The sequence below is a fragment of the Dyella marensis genome (genome assembly GCF_049532885.1).
Classification (GTDB): domain Bacteria; phylum Pseudomonadota; class Gammaproteobacteria; order Xanthomonadales; family Rhodanobacteraceae; genus Dyella_D; species Dyella_D marensis.
In genome coordinates, this window is the sequence record NZ_CP064029.1 from 5,028,338 (window position 1) to 5,044,976 (window position 16,639).

Annotated in this window: 17 protein-coding genes; 7 read left to right on the forward strand and 10 right to left on the reverse strand. The window is 69.1% G+C overall.

The annotated features are described in order from the left end of the window. Window positions 1–3: 3 nt before the first annotated feature. Both ISN75_RS22055 and ISN75_RS22060 read right to left on the reverse strand, forming a co-directional pair. A complete protein-coding gene (locus tag ISN75_RS22055; protein ID WP_168648786.1) occupies window positions 4–462 on the reverse strand; it encodes a hypothetical protein in 459 nt (152 codons plus the stop codon). 122 nt (window positions 463–584) lie between these two features. Next, on the reverse strand, window positions 585–3,044 hold the full coding sequence (locus tag ISN75_RS22060; RefSeq protein WP_343818343.1) for a S9 family peptidase: 2,460 nt from the start codon (window positions 3,042–3,044) through the stop codon (window positions 585–587). Between the two features lie 299 nt (window positions 3,045–3,343). Between ISN75_RS22060 and ISN75_RS22065 the strand changes: the two genes are divergently transcribed. The 4 genes from ISN75_RS22065 to hemC all read left to right on the forward strand — a co-directional run bounded on the left by ISN75_RS22065 (window position 3,344) and on the right by hemC (window position 6,834). Then, entirely contained in the window at window positions 3,344–4,009 is a 666-nt protein-coding gene (locus ISN75_RS22065; protein WP_343818345.1) for an alpha/beta hydrolase, read from the forward strand. A 52-nt stretch (window positions 4,010–4,061) separates the two neighbouring features. Then, entirely contained in the window at window positions 4,062–5,135 is a 1,074-nt protein-coding gene (locus tag ISN75_RS22070) for a sensor histidine kinase (RefSeq protein ID WP_167252929.1), read from the forward strand. After that, complete coding sequence (locus tag ISN75_RS22075) at window positions 5,113–5,817, forward strand: LytTR family DNA-binding domain-containing protein (protein ID WP_343818348.1); 705 nt, start codon at window positions 5,113–5,115, stop codon at window positions 5,815–5,817. The genes ISN75_RS22070 and ISN75_RS22075 overlap by 23 nt, the downstream gene beginning before the upstream one ends. Before the next feature lie 96 nt (window positions 5,818–5,913). Next, window positions 5,914–6,834, forward strand: a complete 921-nt coding sequence (gene hemC / locus ISN75_RS22080) for a hydroxymethylbilane synthase (protein ID WP_343818350.1) — start codon at window positions 5,914–5,916, stop codon at window positions 6,832–6,834. 64 nt (window positions 6,835–6,898) lie between these two features. On the opposite strand, the gene ISN75_RS22085 is transcribed toward hemC, so the two are convergent. Together ISN75_RS22085 and ISN75_RS22090 are read right to left on the reverse strand one after the other, a co-directional pair. Continuing rightward, on the reverse strand, window positions 6,899–7,732 hold the full coding sequence (locus ISN75_RS22085; RefSeq protein ID WP_167252926.1) for a DUF481 domain-containing protein: 834 nt from the start codon (window positions 7,730–7,732) through the stop codon (window positions 6,899–6,901). Between the two features lie 115 nt (window positions 7,733–7,847). Further along, window positions 7,848–8,600, reverse strand: coding sequence for a hypothetical protein (locus tag ISN75_RS22090; protein ID WP_168648789.1), 753 nt, complete (start codon window positions 8,598–8,600; stop codon window positions 7,848–7,850). Window positions 8,601–8,847: 247 nt separating this feature from the next. On the opposite strand from ISN75_RS22090, the gene ISN75_RS22095 reads away from it, so the two are divergent. Then, entirely contained in the window at window positions 8,848–9,831 is a 984-nt protein-coding gene (locus ISN75_RS22095) for a helix-turn-helix transcriptional regulator (protein WP_168648790.1), read from the forward strand. 34 nt (window positions 9,832–9,865) lie between these two features. After that, on the forward strand, window positions 9,866–10,852 hold the full coding sequence (locus ISN75_RS22100) for a patatin-like phospholipase family protein (protein WP_343818354.1): 987 nt from the start codon (window positions 9,866–9,868) through the stop codon (window positions 10,850–10,852). On the opposite strand, the gene ISN75_RS22105 is transcribed toward ISN75_RS22100, so the two are convergent. From ISN75_RS22105 to ISN75_RS22130, 6 genes are all read right to left on the reverse strand, one after another. Further along, on the reverse strand, window positions 10,830–11,204 hold the full coding sequence (locus ISN75_RS22105) for a DUF488 domain-containing protein (RefSeq protein WP_167252922.1): 375 nt from the start codon (window positions 11,202–11,204) through the stop codon (window positions 10,830–10,832). The genes ISN75_RS22100 and ISN75_RS22105 overlap by 23 nt on opposite strands. 90 nt (window positions 11,205–11,294) lie before the next feature. Continuing rightward, a complete protein-coding gene (locus ISN75_RS22110; RefSeq protein ID WP_167252921.1) occupies window positions 11,295–12,011 on the reverse strand; it encodes a glycosyltransferase in 717 nt (238 codons plus the stop codon). A 150-nt stretch (window positions 12,012–12,161) separates the two neighbouring features. Beyond that, window positions 12,162–13,028, reverse strand: a complete 867-nt coding sequence (locus ISN75_RS22115; RefSeq protein WP_167252920.1) for a ParB/RepB/Spo0J family partition protein — start codon at window positions 13,026–13,028, stop codon at window positions 12,162–12,164. Between the two features lie 2 nt (window positions 13,029–13,030). Next, a complete protein-coding gene (locus tag ISN75_RS22120) occupies window positions 13,031–13,888 on the reverse strand; it encodes a ParA family protein (protein ID WP_343818357.1) in 858 nt (285 codons plus the stop codon). Between the two features lie 88 nt (window positions 13,889–13,976). Then, window positions 13,977–14,606, reverse strand: a complete 630-nt coding sequence (gene rsmG / locus ISN75_RS22125; RefSeq protein WP_167252918.1) for a 16S rRNA (guanine(527)-N(7))-methyltransferase RsmG — start codon at window positions 14,604–14,606, stop codon at window positions 13,977–13,979. Between the two features lie 155 nt (window positions 14,607–14,761). Further along, entirely contained in the window at window positions 14,762–15,217 is a 456-nt protein-coding gene (locus ISN75_RS22130; protein WP_168648794.1) for an SPFH domain-containing protein, read from the reverse strand. Window positions 15,218–15,611: 394 nt separating this feature from the next. Here ISN75_RS22130 and ISN75_RS22135 point away from each other — a divergent pair, with 394 nt between their 5' ends. Continuing rightward, the gene (locus ISN75_RS22135) at window positions 15,612–16,634 is read left to right on the forward strand and encodes a LacI family DNA-binding transcriptional regulator (protein ID WP_168648795.1); all 1,023 of its coding nucleotides are present in this window, start codon (window positions 15,612–15,614) and stop codon (window positions 16,632–16,634) included. The last annotated feature ends 5 nt before the right edge of the window (window positions 16,635–16,639 follow it).

Sequence of the window (16,639 nt, forward strand, 5' to 3'; positions counted from 1 at the left end):
CGCTTACTGGACGTGGGTGCTGCACTCCACCGGGTCGCTGCAGGTGGTGCTGTCGGCGGCGAAGGCCGAATGGCCGTTGGCGAGCGGCTGCACGGTCACGCGCACGTCGTTGTCGCGGTACACCGTTTCGCCGGTCTGGCCGGTGGCGGCGGTGGTCAGCGCCGAGGCGTTCGGGCCGGCCGAGACGGTTTCGGCATCCGAGCCGATCGGCAGCACCAGGAACTGGCCGTTGGCGGCCGCGAAGGCGCCGCGCACCTTGCCGTTGAGGTCGTTGACCTGGATGTAGCGCACGCCGTCCTTGATGAAGACGTAGACGTGCCAGCGCGGGCTGGAGCTGACGTCGGTGGCGTTGGGCCAGGACTGACCCAGGCCGGTGGCCGGGAACTGGCGGGCCATGGCCGAGGTGGAAACCGCCAGGGCGGCGAACAGGCCTGCCCGAAACAGACTACGTGCACTCAGCATAACGGCCCTTCCTATAGGTCCTTGGCGCGAACCGCGGCACTCTATCAGTGAAATCCGTGATGAATATGTGAGCAGTCAGGCCAAAAACAGGGTCCGGCCCGACTGCCACATGAATGCCCCGATCAGCGCCCCGCCGCAGTTTCCTGCGTTCGCACCGGCTTGACGTAGGCGTCGAAAAGTTCGTCGATCCGGCGGTACTCGTCGTACCAGGAATCCGGCTGCACGAAGCCGTGCCGTTCCATCGGATACAGCGACATCCAGAAGTTGCGCTTGTGCAGCTCGATGAAGCGCTGGTACAGCCGGATCGAATCGCTGGCCAGCACGTTGTCGTCGACCAAGCCGTGCTGGATCAGCAGCGCATCCTGCAGCTTGTCGGCGTATTCGATCGGCGAGCTGGCCGTGTAGGCCTCCGGGTCCAGCTGCGGATCGTTGAGGATGTTCGAGGTGTATTCGTGGTTGTAGCTGGACCAGTCGCTCACCGGCCGCAGCGCCGCGCCCGCGGCGAACTCGCCCGGCGCGCGCAGCAGCGCCATCAGGGTCATGAAGCCGCCGTAGCTGCCGCCATAGATGCCCACGCGGCGCGGATCCACGCCATGTTCCTTGACCAGCCAGGCCTTGCCGTCGAGCAGGTCTTCCAGTTCCGGATGGCCCATCTGGCGGTAGATCGCATCGCGCCAGTCGCGGCCGTAGCCTTCGGACGCGCGGTAATCCATGTCCAGCACCACGTAGCCCTCCTGCACCAGCAGGTTGTGGAACATCTGCTCGCGGAAATAGTTGGACCAGCTCAGCGTGACGTTCTGCAGATAACCCGCGCCGTGCACGAAGATCACCGCCGGCTTCGACGCCGCGGCCGCTTCATCGGCCGGCCCGTAGTACTTCGCCCAGATGGTGCCGGCGCCGTGCGACGAAGCCACGCCGACGATCTTCGGCGCGATCCACGCGCGCTGCGCGAAGGCCGGCTTCATGGTCTGGGTCAGTTCGCGCGGCGTGCCGCCGGCGCTGTCCTGCACCGCCAGCTGCGGCAGCACGTAAGGCGCCGAATGCAGCACCGCCAGCTGGCGGCCATCGGGCGAGAGCACGAAGTCGTCCGTGCCCTGGTACTGGGTGAGCCGCGCCAGCGTGCCGCCTTGTGCCGGCACGCGGTACACGTCATAGCTGTACGGCGCGACCTGATTGCTGCGCAGATAGAACCACTGGCCATCCTCGCTCAGCACCGAGTGGCTCAGTTCGAACCTGCCGCTCGTAAGCGCATGCGCCTTGCCGCCGAGGCTCTTGGCGTACAACTGCGAATAGCCGGTTTCCTCGCTCAGATACCACAGCGTGCGGCCGTCCTTGAGCCAGCCGAAATCGTTGAAGTTCCAGTTGATCCAGGCGCGGTCGGTGAGGCGGTGCTGATTCACCAGCGCGTGCGTGTCGAAATCGACGCTGGCGATCCAGCGGTCCTTGTTGTCGATCGCGCGCAGCTGGATGGCGAGGTTGCCGCCGTCGTCGCTCCACGCGATGCCGCCGCCACCGCCGTCGTCCGCATCGGAAATGATGCGCACGGCGCGCTGCTCCGGCGCCTTCAGCGCCTTGGCCTCGTCGCTGCGGCCGGCCTTGTTCAAGTCGGCGATCGCCCTGGCGCGCAGCTCCTTCAGCGGATCGTCCTTGATGCCCGGCAGCACGCCGGCATCCAGCGGATAGCTCTTGCGCGCGCGCAGGTCGACCAGCAGCAGCGACTGCGGGACGGGATCGCGGCGGCCTACATAAGTGCGCGTGGACTGCTGTTCGGCGTAGCCGGATTCGGTCACGTAATGCGTCAGTTCCGGCGTCTTGCCGCCGGCATCCTTGGGCTGGGTGACCACCAGCATCCAGCGTCCGTCCGGCGACAACTCGGCATCGACCAGTTCGCCCACGTCGCCCAGCCAGATCGGGCGCGGCGCGCGGCCGGGATCGGCGGCGGCGAGCGTTTCCTCGTTTGCGCGCGCCGCATCCTTGTCGGCCTTGGCCGCGCGCAGCGCCTTGAACAGGCGCAGCTGGTCGCGGCCCAGCGCATCGGGCTGCTTGCCGCGCGGATCCTCGCCCACGTTGAGCACGGCCGCGGGCGACGCGACACCCGCGGCGATGTCATAGACGAACCACTGCTTGCCCTGGCGGTACTGCAGGCTGCGGCCGTCGCTGGAGAAACGCGGCGAGGTTTCGGTCTCCGGCGTGCGGGTGACCTGCACGCGCTTGCCGGTGCCCGCTTCCACCAGGAACACGTCACCGTGCAATACGAATGCGGCCTGCTTGTGCTGGCGATCGAACACCGCCGGGCCATCGGCCTGCGCCAGCGCTTCCGGGCCCAGCTTTTCGCTGCGTCCGCTGGCCGCGTCGATGCGGTAGCGATCGCGCAGCTTGCTGCCGTCGCGCTTGAGCGAGTAGTAGAGGCTGCGTCCGTCGACGCTCCAGTACGGCGCTTCCACCGCGGCGCCGATCCAGTCCGGGCTGGCCATGATGGTTTCAAGGTCGAGCGTGCCCGTGGGGGTGGCGGCCGGCGTGTCGGCGAACAGGGCGGGGCTGGCCGCCAGGGCGGCGAGGGCCGCGAGAAGCATCCGGCGCATGGGCGCGCTCCACTGCAAAAACGCCGGAGCATAACCAAGACGGCTCCGCCCGCAAGCGCCATGGGTCCTGTATCCGGCAGGTGAAGGCGCAACGTAGGCTGCTGCAGCCGAGCCCCACACGCGCCGCCAGGAGGCACCATGCGTCAGCCGCACCGCCCGCATCCCCGACCGCGGCGGGCGGTTTTGCATGCACGGGCCATCGCGTCCGCTTCGCGTAAGCGATTGCGTGCATCGTGCGTTTGATGGCTCCCCGGCCACCCGGACCGCTCCGCCCCCTCCCCCTTGCGTAAGCCTCCTGCATGTCCCTGCCTACCGTCGAGCACGAAACCGCCACCCGGCTGACCCATAGCGTGATCTGGCTGCACGGCCTGGGCGCGGACGGCCATGACTTCGAACCGATCGTGCCGGAGCTGGTGGCGCAGGAATGGCCCGGGCTGCGCTTCGTGTTTCCGCATGCGCCGGTACGCCCGGTCACTTTGAACGGCGGCATGCCGATGCGCGCCTGGTACGACATCGCCGGGGTCGACCTCACCTCGCGCCAGGACGAAACCGGCATGCGCGCCTCGATCGAAGCCGTGCAGAAGCTGATCGCGCGCGAGAACGAACGCGGCGTGCCGGACGAGCGCATCGTGCTGGCCGGCTTCTCGCAGGGCGGCGCCATCGCGCTGGCCGGCGGCCTGCGCCATCCGCGCCGGCTGGCCGGCATCGTGGCGCTGTCCACGTATCTGCCGATGCAGTCCTCGTTCGAGGCCGAGCGCAGCGCGGCCAATGCCGCCACGCCGGTCTTCTGGGGCCACGGCACCGCCGACCCGATCGTGCCGCTGACCCGCGGCGTGCATTCGCGCGACGTGCTGCAAGGCCTGGGCTATCCGGTGGAATGGCATACCTATGCGATGCCGCATTCGGTTTGCGCCGATGAGATCGCCCACCTGCGTGCCTGGATGACCCAGCGCCTCACCGGCTGAGCGCGCGCCAGGACACGGCTGCGGCCGATGCGCTTGGGCATACTGTGCGTCCATGCGCCAACCCGCCGCCAAACGCCTCGCCCAGGCCGGTCTCGAACCGAGCCCGCTGCCGGATTTCTGCAGCGCGCCGGCGCTGTTCGCACTGCTGGTGGTGGCCGCGCTCACCGTCACCGTGATGCTGCTGGCGCCGGAAAGCAGCCGCGGCTGGCGCGGCTACAGCGTGGGCATGCTGTTCGCCGAGTGGATCGCCATGCTCACCGGCGTGGCGCTGTGCAAGCTGCGCCCCGCGCTGGAAAAACTGCACGGCCTGCTGCCGTATGCGGCGGTGTGGCTGATCATGCTGCTGATCGTGGCGCTGACCAGCGTGCTGGCCGCATGGATGGACGGCGCGCTGCACATGGGCCTGATCCGCGGCGACGACGCGTTCGAATTCGTGCGCGACAACAGCGCCATCGCCGCCCTGCTCGGCGCCGCGATGCTGCGCTACTTCTACGTGCTGGCGCAGTGGCAGGCGCGCCTGGCCGCGGTGGCGCGGGCCCAGGTGGAAGCGCTGCAGGCGCGCATCCGGCCGCACTTTCTTTTCAACAGCATGAATACGGTGGCCGCGCTGATCCGCGTCGATCCGCGCGCGGCCGAACGCACGGTGGAAGATCTCTCCGAACTGTTCCGCGCCGCGCTGGGCCGCCACGACACGCGCGACGGCACGCTGGACGAGGAACTGGCCCTGATCGAACGCTACCTCGCCATCGAGCAGCTGCGCCTGGGGCCGCGCCTGCGCATCCGGCGCGAACTGGACGGCCTGCCCGGCGCGTTTCCGCTGCCGCATCTGCTGCTGCAGCCGCTGGTGGAGAACGCCGTGCGCCACGGCATCCAGCCGCTGCGCGAAGGCGGCGAGGTGATCCTGCGCGGGCGGCGGCTGCAGCGCGCGATCGAGATCGAAATCGACAACCCCTTGCCCGACACGCCCGCCCGCGGCGGCAACGGCCACGGCCTGGCGAATGTGCGCCAGCGCGTGGCCTACCGCTACGGCCCGCGCGCGGAAGTGAGCGCCGGCCCGCTGGGCGGACGCTTCGTGGTGCGCCTGCTGCTACCGGAAGACAACGATGCGCGTACTGATCGCCGATGACGAACCGCTGGCGCGGGCCCGCCTCGCCGCGCTGCTGGACGAATGCGGCGAGGCGGTGGAAATCGCCGGCAGCGTCGGCGACGGCGACGCCGCGCTGGCCGCCATCGCCGAGACCCAGCCGGACCTGCTGCTGCTGGACATCAACATGCCCGGCCTCGACGGCGTCACCCTGGCCAGCCGCCTGGCTGGCAAGGAGCGTCCGCAGGTGGTGTTCTGCACGGCGTACGAGAACCACGCGCTGCAGGCCTTCGAACTGGGCGCGGTGGATTACCTGCTCAAACCCGTCAGGCTGGAACGCCTGCGCGAGGCGCTGCAGCGCGCGCACCAGCGGCTGGCCGCGCTGCCGCGCGAGACCAGCTACCTGTTCGGCCGCCTGCGCGGCGAACAGGTGCGCATCGCGCTGGACGAAGTGGTGTGCCTGCTGGCCGAGGAGAAATACGTGGTGGTGCAGCATCGCGGCGGCCAGCTGCTGCTGGAAGAGTCGCTGCGCCAGCTGGAAGAGGCCTATCCCGACCAGCTGATCCGCCTGCATCGCAACTGCCTGGTGCCGCCGCAGCGCCTGCTCGGCCTGAAGACCCTGGCCGACGGCCGTGTGCTGGCGCGGCTGGGCGGTACCGAACTCACGCCCGAGGTGAGCCGGCGCAACCTGCCGGCGGTGCGCAAGCTGCTGCGCATGGGCTGAGGCCGGGTGCGGCGGCGCGGCGCGCATGGCGGACTGCGGGACGAGCGCGGTTTACGCGACAATGGCGCCCCTTCCGCCCGGAATGAAGAAACTCCCATGACGCCATCGATCCTGCGCATCGCCACCCGCAAGAGCGCGCTCGCGCTATGGCAGGCCGAGCATGTGGCGGCGGAACTGCGCAACGCGCATCCGGGCCTGATGGTGGAACTGGTGCCGATGACCACGCGCGGCGACGAGATCCAGGACCGCTCGCTCGCCACCATCGGCGGCAAGGGGCTGTTCCTCAAGGAACTCGAAGTGGCCATGCAGGAAGGGCGCGCGGACCTGGCGGTGCATTCGCTGAAAGATGTGCCGTCCGAGCTGGAACCGGGCTTCACCCTGCCGGCCGTGCTGCCGCGCGCGGACGCCGCCGACGCCTTCATCAGCAACGACTACGCCGACCTCGCCGCGCTGCCGCTGGGCGCGCGCGTGGGCACCTCCTCGCTGCGGCGCCAGGCGCTGCTGCGCTCGCTGCGCCCGGACCTCACCCTGCTGGACCTGCGCGGCAACGTGGGCACGCGCCTGGGCAAGCTCGATGCCGGCCATTACGACGCGATCCTGCTGGCCTGCGCCGGCCTGGAACGCCTAGGGCTCGCCGAGCGCATCCGCGGCCGCCTCGCCGCGCCCGACTGGCTGCCCGCGCCGGGCCAGGCCGCCATCGCCATCGAAGCGCGCAGCGACCAGCCCGCCACCTTGGCCCTGCTGGCCGCGCTGGACGACGAGCACACGCGCATCGCGGTGGACGCCGAGCGGGCCATGAACCAGGCCCTGGGCGGCAGCTGCACGGTGCCGGTCGGCGCCTGGTGCGTGGTCACCGAGCGCGGCCTGCATCTGAGCGGCCTGGTCGGCGACGTGGCCAGCGGCCGCCTGCTGCGTGCGGAAGCCGAAGGCGGCAGCGACGAAGCGCAGGCGCTGGGCCGGCGCGTGGCCGAGACCTTGTTCGCGCAAGGCGCCTCGGCCTTCCTCCGCGAACACTGAGAGAAACCCGAAATAAAAACGGCCCCGCCAGGCGGGGCCGTCGAAAGCGCGTGCGGGTGACGGCTCAGAAGTTGTAGACCAGGTTGGTCGTCATCAGCGTGTCGGTGTTCTTGGTGCCCGGCTGCACGTCGCTGTTGTAGCGCACCTGGTAGCCCACCTTCAGCGCCATCTTCTTGGTCATGCTGACCGAGAGGCCGATGTCGTTCTGGTAGTACTGGTTCTTGGAACCCGCTTCCAGCAGCAGCGTGTCTTCCACCGCGGTGTTGGCGGTGAGGCGGTACTTGTAGTTGACCAGGCCGCGGCCGACCGCTTCGCTCTGCGTGTCCTGGCGCTGCTTCACGTCCACGCCGTCGACCTGCACGGTGCGGTCGGCCGGGCGGTAGCGCTTGTAACCGGGGCCGGCTTCGAAGGAGAGCTCGGTGCGGTCGGTCTTCAGCGCGATGTAGCCATAGCCGATCGACACGATGCCCTGCCAGATGTTGGCGCCGAAGTCGTCATGCTCGTAGCGCAGCGCGCCCACGATGTAGCTGCGCGGGTCCAGCTTGTAGCCGACCGAGGCGCCGGTGTCGTAGCGGTTGGCGGTGGTGCTGAAGCGGTCGATGGTGTTGCCGGCCGAGTCCTGCACCTGGACTTCGCCCTTGGAGCGCATGCCGTTTAGGAAGAAGTTGTTCTTCCACAGCTCGTTTTCCTGGTTCAGGCCGAGCTTGGCGTTGACGTTTTCGGTGCGCGAGTTGCCGTGCGCGGAAGCGAAGCCGAATTCGCCGGAACCGCTCCAGCCGCCGTTGGCGCCCGGATTGCTGTTGCTCGCCGGGTCGGCCGGAGGCGCCGCATCCTGGGCGTGGGCGGTGAGGCTGACCAGGCTGGCCAGCAGGGCGCTGGTGATTAGGGCTTTTCTCATCGGGGCGAGATCCGTCTTGTTTGTTAAACGATTGTAATCGGGTGAAACCTTAGCGGAAAGGCTTGAACTTGCTGTGAATACGCCGGCATTGGTTGCGAATGGCGCCGAAAGTCCATCATGTGGAATGGAAAACGCCACCATCATGACTGGACAGCCTGCCGCATAAACGAGGTTCAACGCTTTTGCCGACCAGGCAGCTGACCGCCGCCAGCAGGAGCAGCAGCCCGCTGGACTCCGGCCGCTGGGCCAGCACGATCAGGCAGGGAATCAGGTAGACCAGGGCCAGGAACAGCAGCCGGCCGGGCCAGCCGCGCGAGCGCACCGCGCCGTCGCGCCACCAGAACATCCCGCCGACCAGCAGCGCCAGCAGCTGCAGCGCGAAGATCCATGGCACCGAATGGATCGGCTGGTCGCCGTCCTGCGCGGCCAGGCACAGCCACAGCCACAAACCGCCGGCATAGCTGGCCGAGACCAGGCGGGCGAAGATCCGCGCGCGGCCTTCCTGCGCATCCTCGGACAAGGCGTCGATCAGGCAGGCCAGGGCGCCCAGCGCCAGCGCCGCCGCGGCCAGGCGGGTGGCCCAGAAGAGGTTGTCCCCGCGTACCAGCCCCGCCACGCCCAGCATCGGCAGGTAGGCCGCCAGGGCCAGCATGGCCTTGGCGGTGGGCCGGCTGCCGCGCCCGAAGCGCCAGCCGAGCCAGCCCGGTACCCGCGGCAGGCGCAGTAAGGCGGCCAGCGGCGCGAAGCTCACCAGGACGCCGCCCAGGGCCAGCGGTACCAGCGCGTCGCCGCGCCCGGCCGGATATACGCCCAGCGCCAGCGCCGCGCCGAGCAACAGCCACAGGCCGTAGCCGCTGCTCGCCAGCACCCGCAAAGCCCTGCTCGGCAGGCTCGGGGACGGCGCAGCAACGGTGGCGGGTGCGGATGTGCGGTGGGGGAACGTGGGGTCGCCGGGCATCTCGGCTCGCTCTGCATCCTCGGATGGGCCAGGGAGCCTCCGGAGTCTAGGCGATTTTCACGCCGCGATGGGCGCCGCGCATGTCAGACTCTGCGTACTTGCGACCGCCATGGGCGATGCGCATGCTAGGCGAATCTACGCGTCACCTTCCTGGGCCATGGACCGCTACGAGCGCATTCTCACCCTGCACCGGCTGCTGAAGTCGGCGCACTATCCGGTACCGCTCCCCCGCCTGATGGACGAGCTGGAGTGCTCGCGCGCGACGCTTTACCGCGACGTGGCCTTCCTGCGCGACGCCCTGGGCGCCCCGATCGAAAGCGCCGGCGGCGAGCACGCCGCGTTCCGCTATGCGGCCGGCGAAGGCGAGCGCTTCGAACTGCCGGGCCTGTGGCTCACCTCGGACGAACTGGCCGCGCTGCTGGCGCTGAACGAGCTGATCGGCCGCAGCGGGCCGGGCGTGCTGGCCGGCGCGCTGGCGCCGTTCAAGGCACGCATCGAACACCTGCTGTCCGACCAGGGCAGCGGCAAGGCGCTGCCGATCGAGCGCATCCGCGTGATCGCCTGGGGCGAGCGCAAGCTCGACCAGCAGGTGTTCCGCATCGTGGCCGGCGCGGTGCTGGAGCGGAAGCAGCTGCGCTTCCGCTACCGCGCGCGCACCACCAATGCCGACAGCAAGCGCACCGTCTCGCCGCAGCGCCTGACCCACTACCGCGACAACTGGTACCTGGACGTGTGGGACCACGACCGCGAGGCGCTGCGCAGCTTCGCCGTGGACCGCATCGCCGAGCCGCTGGCGCTGGACATGCCGGCGCGCGACGTGGCCGAGGCCGAACTCAACGACATGCTCGCCTCCAGCTACGGCATCTTCGCCGGCAAGCCCAAGGCCTGGGCCACCATCCGCTTCTCGCAGCATGCGGCGCGCTGGGTGGCGGACGAGCACTGGCATTCGCAGCAGAAGGGCATGTGGCTGCCCGACGGCCGCTACGAACTGCAGGTGCCGTATTCCAACTCCAAGGAGTTGCTGATGGACGTGCTCAAGTACGGCCCGGATGCCGAAGTGGTCGCGCCGCTGTCGCTGCGCGAAGAGCTGAAGATCCAGCTGCAGCTGGCCTTGACCGGCTACCAGCAGGCGCCGCGTTGAGCGCCGTCCGGCCGGGCGCTTCCGCCGCATCCGCATGAGCAGTCCGCTCCCCGTCGACGCCGCACCCGCCGCGGCCGCGCGCAAGCCCACCGTGGCGCTGGCGCTGGGCGCGGGCGGCGCGAAAGGGCTGGCGCATATCGGCGCGATCGAGGAGATCGAGCGCCACGGCTACCAGATCGTCGCCATCGCCGGCACCTCGATGGGCGCGCTGATCGGCGGCATCTATGCGATGGGCAAGCTGGAGGCCTACCGCGACTGGGTGTCGGCGCTGGCCAGGATGGACGTGCTCAAGCTGGTCGACTGGACCTTCTCCGGCGGCGGCCTGATCAAGGGCGAGCGCATCATCGGCACCTTGCGCGAGCTGATCGGCGATGCGCGGATCGAAGACCTGCCGCTGGCCTATACCGCCGTCGCCACCGACCTGGACCGCGAGCGCGAGATCTGGCTCACCCGCGGCTCGCTGTTCGACGCCATCCGCGCTTCCATCGCGATTCCCACCATTTTCCGCCCGCAGCTGCTGGACGGCCGGCGGCTGGTCGACGGCGGCCTGCTCAATCCGGTGCCGGTGACGCCGCTGATCCGCGAACCGGCCGATTACATGTTCGCGGTGAGCGTGGACGGCGCGATCGAAGCGGCCAAGCCCGAAGTGGCGCACGAACACCCGGTGGAAGCGCAGAACGGCTACCGCCACCGCATCGGCGAATTCATCGGCCGGCTGATGCCGCACGGCGAAGCGAAGGACGCCGAGGCAGCGCGTCCGCGCGATCCCGGCATGCTCGACCTGCTGGCGCAGTCGATGGACCTGATGCAGGCCAACCTGGCGCGGCTGCGCCTGGCGGCGTATGCGCCGGACCTGCTGATCCAGCTGCCGCGCAATATCTCCATGGCCTACGAGTTCTACCGGGCGCGCGAACTGATCGAGCTGGGCCGCGAGCGCGCCAACACCGTGCTGAGCGAATGGAAGCCGCCGCACCAACGCTTCGTCGGCGACGCCGGCCTCAATGCGGACCGTGGCCCTTGAGCCAGGCTTCGAGATACGCCTTCAGCGCCACCGCATTGTTGTGTTCCTCGTCCTTGGCGCCGTAGACCAGGGTGACGCGGCGATGCGCCGCTTCGCGCACCAGTTCGCGCCAGTGCTCGGTGCGGGTCTTGCCGTCCAGTTCGGTGGCGTAGCGGTGGCGGAAGGTGTCCCAGCGCGAAGGGTCGTGGCCGAACCAGCGGCGCAGCGACACCGAGGGCGCCAGTTCCTTGGCCCACATGTCCAGGGCGGCCTCGTCCTTGTTCAGGCCGCGCGGCCACAGGCGATCGACCAGCACGCGCTTGCCGTCGCTCTTGGCGGTGGGCTCGTAGACGCGCTTGATCGCAATGCTCATGGCAGTGGCCCGGGCGGAAGGAACCGGTCCACGAGCATACGCCGACCGTGCGCGCGGAACACGTCCGGGCGCACGTAAGGAACGTAAGGCTTACAGCTCTTCGACGCGGGTGACCTTGCCCCGGCGCATCAGCCAGGCCACGCCGCGCAGATCCGCGATGCCCACCCACAGGCGGTCGAGCATGCCGTACTTGGACGTGCCCGCGGTGCGCGGACGATGGCCGACCGGCACGCTCTGGCTCTGGAAGCCGGCACGCTTGACCAGGGCCGGCAGGTAGCGGTGCATGTGGTCGAAGTAGGGCAGGCGCAGGAACACTTCGCGTTCGAACAGCTTCAGGCCGCAGCCGGTGTCCGGCGTGGCGTCGCGCAGCATGCGCGAGCGCACCGCGTTGGCGATCTTCGAGGAGATGCGCTTGTTGAAGCTGTCGCGGCGCGTGGTGCGCCAGCCGGCGAGCAGGCGCACGTCCTGCGGAGCCTGGTCGCGCGCGGCGAGCAGCTTGGGGATGTCGGCCGGATCGTTCTGGCCGTCGCCGTCGAGCGTGGCGATCCACGGCGAGCGGGCCGCGCGCACGCCGTTCCACACCGCGGTGCTCTGCCCGCTGCGGGTGAGGTGGCGCACGATGCGCAGCTCGGGGTACTTGGCCTTCTCCGCCGCCAGCACCGCCACGCTGTCGTCGCTGGAATCGTCATCCACGTAGACGACTTCGAACTCGACCTTGCCGCGCAGGGCGGCGGCGATTTCGGCGAGCAGCGGCGGGATGTTGTCGCGCTCGTTGAACACCGGCACGACCACGGACAGTTGCGGCATGAGAGGCAGCCTTTAGCTCTTGCGGAAAGGAGGGCGCGCGGCGCCCGGGGCGCATTCTAGTGCGTAGGGGGGTTGGCGGCGAGCCGAGGCGCCGCGCCAAGGACGTGCAGGGCCGCTGAGCGAGGCCACGGTGGGCCTCGCCGCCGGGTTTCAGCGGATCTTGCCGAGGATCCCTTCCAGCTCGTCGTTGCTGTGGTAGTGGATCACCAGCTTGCCGCGGCCGCCGCGGCCGTGGGCCACTTCCACGCGGGTGGCGAAGCGCTCGGCCAGCTCGCGCTCCAGGGCGTCGACGTTGGGGTCGCGCGCGGCGGCGCTCTTGGCCTTGCCCTTGGGCGCGGTCTGCGCGCGGCGCGCGGCTTCTTCCAGCTCGCGCACGCTCCAGCCGTGGCGCGCCGCTTCCAGCGCCAGGCCCTCGGCGTCGTGCTGGGGCAGGGTGAGCAGGCAGCGGGCGTGGCCCATCTCCAGCTTGCCTTCGTCGAGCAGGCGCTTGATGGAGTTGGGCAGCTCGGTGAGGCGCAGCAGGTTCGATACCGCGGCGCGCGAGCGGCCGACGGCTTCGGCGGCCTGCTGGTGGGTGAGATCGAAGTCGTCGATCAGGCGCTTGAGCGCGTCGGCTTCTTCCAGCGGGGTGAGGTCCTGGCGCTGGATGTTCTCGATCAGCGCCATCGCCGGCACGGCCACTTCGGGCACGTCCTTCACCAGCGCGGGCAGCTCGCTCAACTGCGCGCGCTGCGCCGCGCGCCAGCGGCGCTCGCCGGCGATCAGCTCGTAGCTGTTCTTGCCGATCTCGCGCACCACCACCGGCTGGATCAGGCCCTGCGCCTTGATCGAGGCGGCCAGCTCGTCCAGCGCCTCGTCGTTCCAGTGCCGGCGCGGCTGGTATTTGCCGGGCTGGATGTACTGGATGGGCAGGGTGCGCAGCTCGCCTTCCTGCTCGATCACCGAAGGGGTGTCGTCACCGCCGCCCAGCAGGGCGTCGAGCCCGCGTCCGAGGCCTCGTTTCTTCGCTGCGGCCATGCTTACTCCTGGTGAATGCCGGCGGCGGCGTCGAACGCCGTTTCGCTGCTGTCGTCGTGCGGCACGGAGGCCGCTTCGGCGGCGGCGCCGGCGGCCAGGCCGCGTTCGCGCCGGATGATCTCGCCGGCCAAGCCGATATAGGCGATGGCGCCGCGCGAGCTGCGGTCGTAGAGATGGATCGGCTGGCCGTGGCTGGGCGCCTCGGCCAGGCGCACGTTGCGCGGGATGATCGAGCGCAGCACCTTGTCGCCGAAATGCGTGGTGAGCTGCGCGGAGACTTCGTTGCCCAGGTTGTTGCGCACGTCGTACATGGTGCGCAGCAGGCCTTCGATCTCCAGCTGCGGATTCAGCCGCTGGCGCACCGCTTTCACGGTATCGAGCAGGCTGGACAGGCCTTCCAGCGCGAAGTATTCGCACTGCACCGGAATCAGCAGCCCGTCCGCCGCGGCCAGCGCGTTGAGCGTGAGCAGGTGCAGGGTGGGCGGGCAGTCGACCAGGATGGTGTGGTACTTGTCGCCGATCTTGGCCAGCTGCTCCTTCAGGCGCATCTCGCGGGCGATCGCGTCCATCAGCTTCAATTCGGCGGCCGTGAGGTCGCCGTTGCCGGGCAGCAGGTCGTAATGCGCTTCGGTGGTGACGATGGCGCGCTCGATCGGCGCTTCGTCCAGCAGCACCTCGCAGCCGTTGGGCTTGGCCACGCGCTTGTCCACGCCGGACGCCATGGTGGCGTTGCCCTGCGGATCGAGGTCGACCAGCAGCACCTTGCGCTTGGCGGCGGCGAGCGCCGCGGCAAGGTTGACGGCGGTGGTGGTCTTGCCGACGCCGCCCTTCTGGTTGGCGACAGCGATGATGCGAGCCATGGTGTCGTCGATGCCGTGAACGTGGGAAAAGAGGGCTAGGTTACCATCGGAACCCCGGCCCGGCAGGGCTTCGGGGCTGCCGGCACGCTCAGGTCCGGCCAAGCACCACGAGGTGACGCTCCGCGTCCAAACCGGGCACGTTGAGCCCATGCGTGCCGCGCAGCGCGAAGCCGGCGGGAATGCCGGGGAATTCCTCGTCCGGCCGCTTGCCCTTCATGGCCAGCCAGATTCCTTCCGGCCCCAGCAAGTGGCCGCCCCAGCCCAGCATGTCGGCCAGGGTGGCGAAGGCGCGGGCGGTGACGCAGTCGAACTGGCCCTGCACGTCTTCCACCCGCGACTGCTCGGCGCGCACGCCTTCCAGCTTCAGCGCGCGGATCGCCTCGCGCAGGAAGCGGACCTTCTTGCCGTTGGAATCCACCAGCAGGATCTCCCGCCCCGGCGCGGCGATCGCCAGCACGATGCCGGGCAGGCCGGGGCCGGTGCCGAGGTCCGCCAGGGTCCGGCCCTGCACGTAGGGCAGGATCGCCAGCGAATCGAGCAGGTGGCGGGTGACCATCTCGGCCGGATCGCGGATGGCGGTGAGGTTGTAGGTGCCGTTCCAGCGTTCGAGCAGGGCCTGGTAATCCAGCAGGCGCTGCACCGCGCCCTCCGGCAGGCTCAGGCCGAGCGCGGCGATGCCTCGTTCCAGCTGGGTCTGCAAGGCGGCGCGGTCGGCCATGGACGGGATCCTGCGTGGCGAAAAGGGCGGCAGTATCCGGGCGCGCGGCCCGCGGCGCCAGCGAAGGCGCAAAGAAAAACCCGCCGAAGCGGGTTTCAAAGGCTCTCAAGTTCCCCTTTTTTCGCGGGCGCTCTAAGGCAGCCTCGCGTATGGCTTCAAGCGAAATCCAGGTCGACCCGGGTCACCATCACGCCGCGCTCGCGCAGCGCCTTGTTCATGGCCAGCTTCAGCCGGGCGCCGAGGTCGCGGCGGTCGACCTCGATCGCGGCCGGCTCCTCGCGCAGCGCGGCCAGGGCGCCGCCGCGGATCAGCTGGTCGGCCTGGTCGATCACCGCGTCGGCGCGCTCCGGCTCCAGCACCTGCCAGTACACCGTGCCGCGTACGTCGTGCGCATTGGCCAGCGGCTCGCGGAATTCCAGCACCTGCCCGCCCAGGCTGATCCGATGCCCCATCCGGTCCAGCCCCGGCACCACCATGTGGGTGCCTTCCTGCAGCAGGCGGCGCGGCTTGCCGTGGCGGTAGACGCTGACCACCTGGCCAGCGGGGACGCGCCGGATGGCGGCGGCGGAAAGTGCCAGGAGGGCGGCGAGGACGGTCAGTAGAGCGATCATGATCTTTTTAATTCAATGATTTACACGTTGTTTCTCAAGTACGCAGCAGATACATGGTACATCCGCACGATGACACTGGGATTAACCGTGATTTAACCGCGGCCTTATGGATTTTTACAATCCCCCAAAGGGGCTAAGTGCGTGAAATGCAAAGCAAGCCTCGTTCCGCCGGGGTGCTTCCGCCCGCCTCTGTTGCGTTGCCACAGTTCACACCGTTTTGACGGATAACGGTTTTTTACGGCGTTTCCTTAAGGCAACCGCGCGCTTCGCTAGAACTTCTGGCCGATCAAATTATTGCGATGCAGCAAAGTCTTTGATTTGCAAAAGCTTTACAAGCATCGATGAAAACGTTTACGTTGCCCTCCCGGCGAATCCGGACCTCCTGGGAGCGGCAATGGGTGTGACCATCAAAGACGTGGCACGCGAGGCCAAGGTGTCCGTGGCTTCCGTCTCCCGCGCCCTCAACGGCCACGGCGGAGTCACCGCCGAGACGCTGGAGCGCATCCGCGAAGTCGCGGCCCGCCTGCGCTACATCCCCCATGGCGCCGCCCGCAGCCTGATCACCCGCCGTACCCACACTATCGGCGCGCTGCTGCCGGACCTTTATGGTGAATTCTTCTCGGAGCTGATCCGCGGCATCGACCTGGCGGCGCGCGTGCACGGCCTGCAGCTGCTGGTCTCCAGCTCGCACGACGGCGCCGCCGAGGCAGCCTCCGCCCTGCGCGCGATGCAGGGCCGCGTCGACGGCCTACTGGTGATGTCGCCCCACGCCGACGCCGCCTTCCTGCGCCAGAACCTGCCGGTGGGCCTGCCCACCGTGCTGATGAACACGGTGCTGGAACGCGACGACTACGCGGCGCTGTCGGTGGACAACGCAGGCGGCGCGCGATTGGTGGTCGAACACCTGCTCGGCGAAGGCTATCGCCGCATCGCTTTCATCCAGGGCCCCGTCGGCAACCACGACGTGGCCGAGCGCGAACAGGCCTACCGCGAAGCGCTCGCCGCGCGCGTGCCGGGCGTACCGCCGATCGTGCTGCCCGGCGAATTCGACGAAGCCTCCGGCTACCGCGCCGGCCAGCGCCTGATCGCGATGAGCCCGCGTCCCGATGCCGTGTTCGCCGCCAACGACATGATGGCGATCGGCTGCATGGCGGCGATCCGCGAAGCGGGCCTGCGCATTCCCGAAGACATCGCCGTGGCGGGCTTCGACGACGTGCCGATGGCGCGCTACGTAAGCCCCGCGCTGACCACCGCCGGCGTGCGCATCGCGGAGCTGGGCAAGGCCGCGCTGGAACAGCTGGCCGGACAGATCGAAGGCGATGAAGCGCCCGCGGTGCATATGCGCATAGCGGCGGAATTGATGGTGCGGGCGTCGACGACACGCAACCAGAAAAGCAAAGCGGCGCGCGCGGACTGACGCCG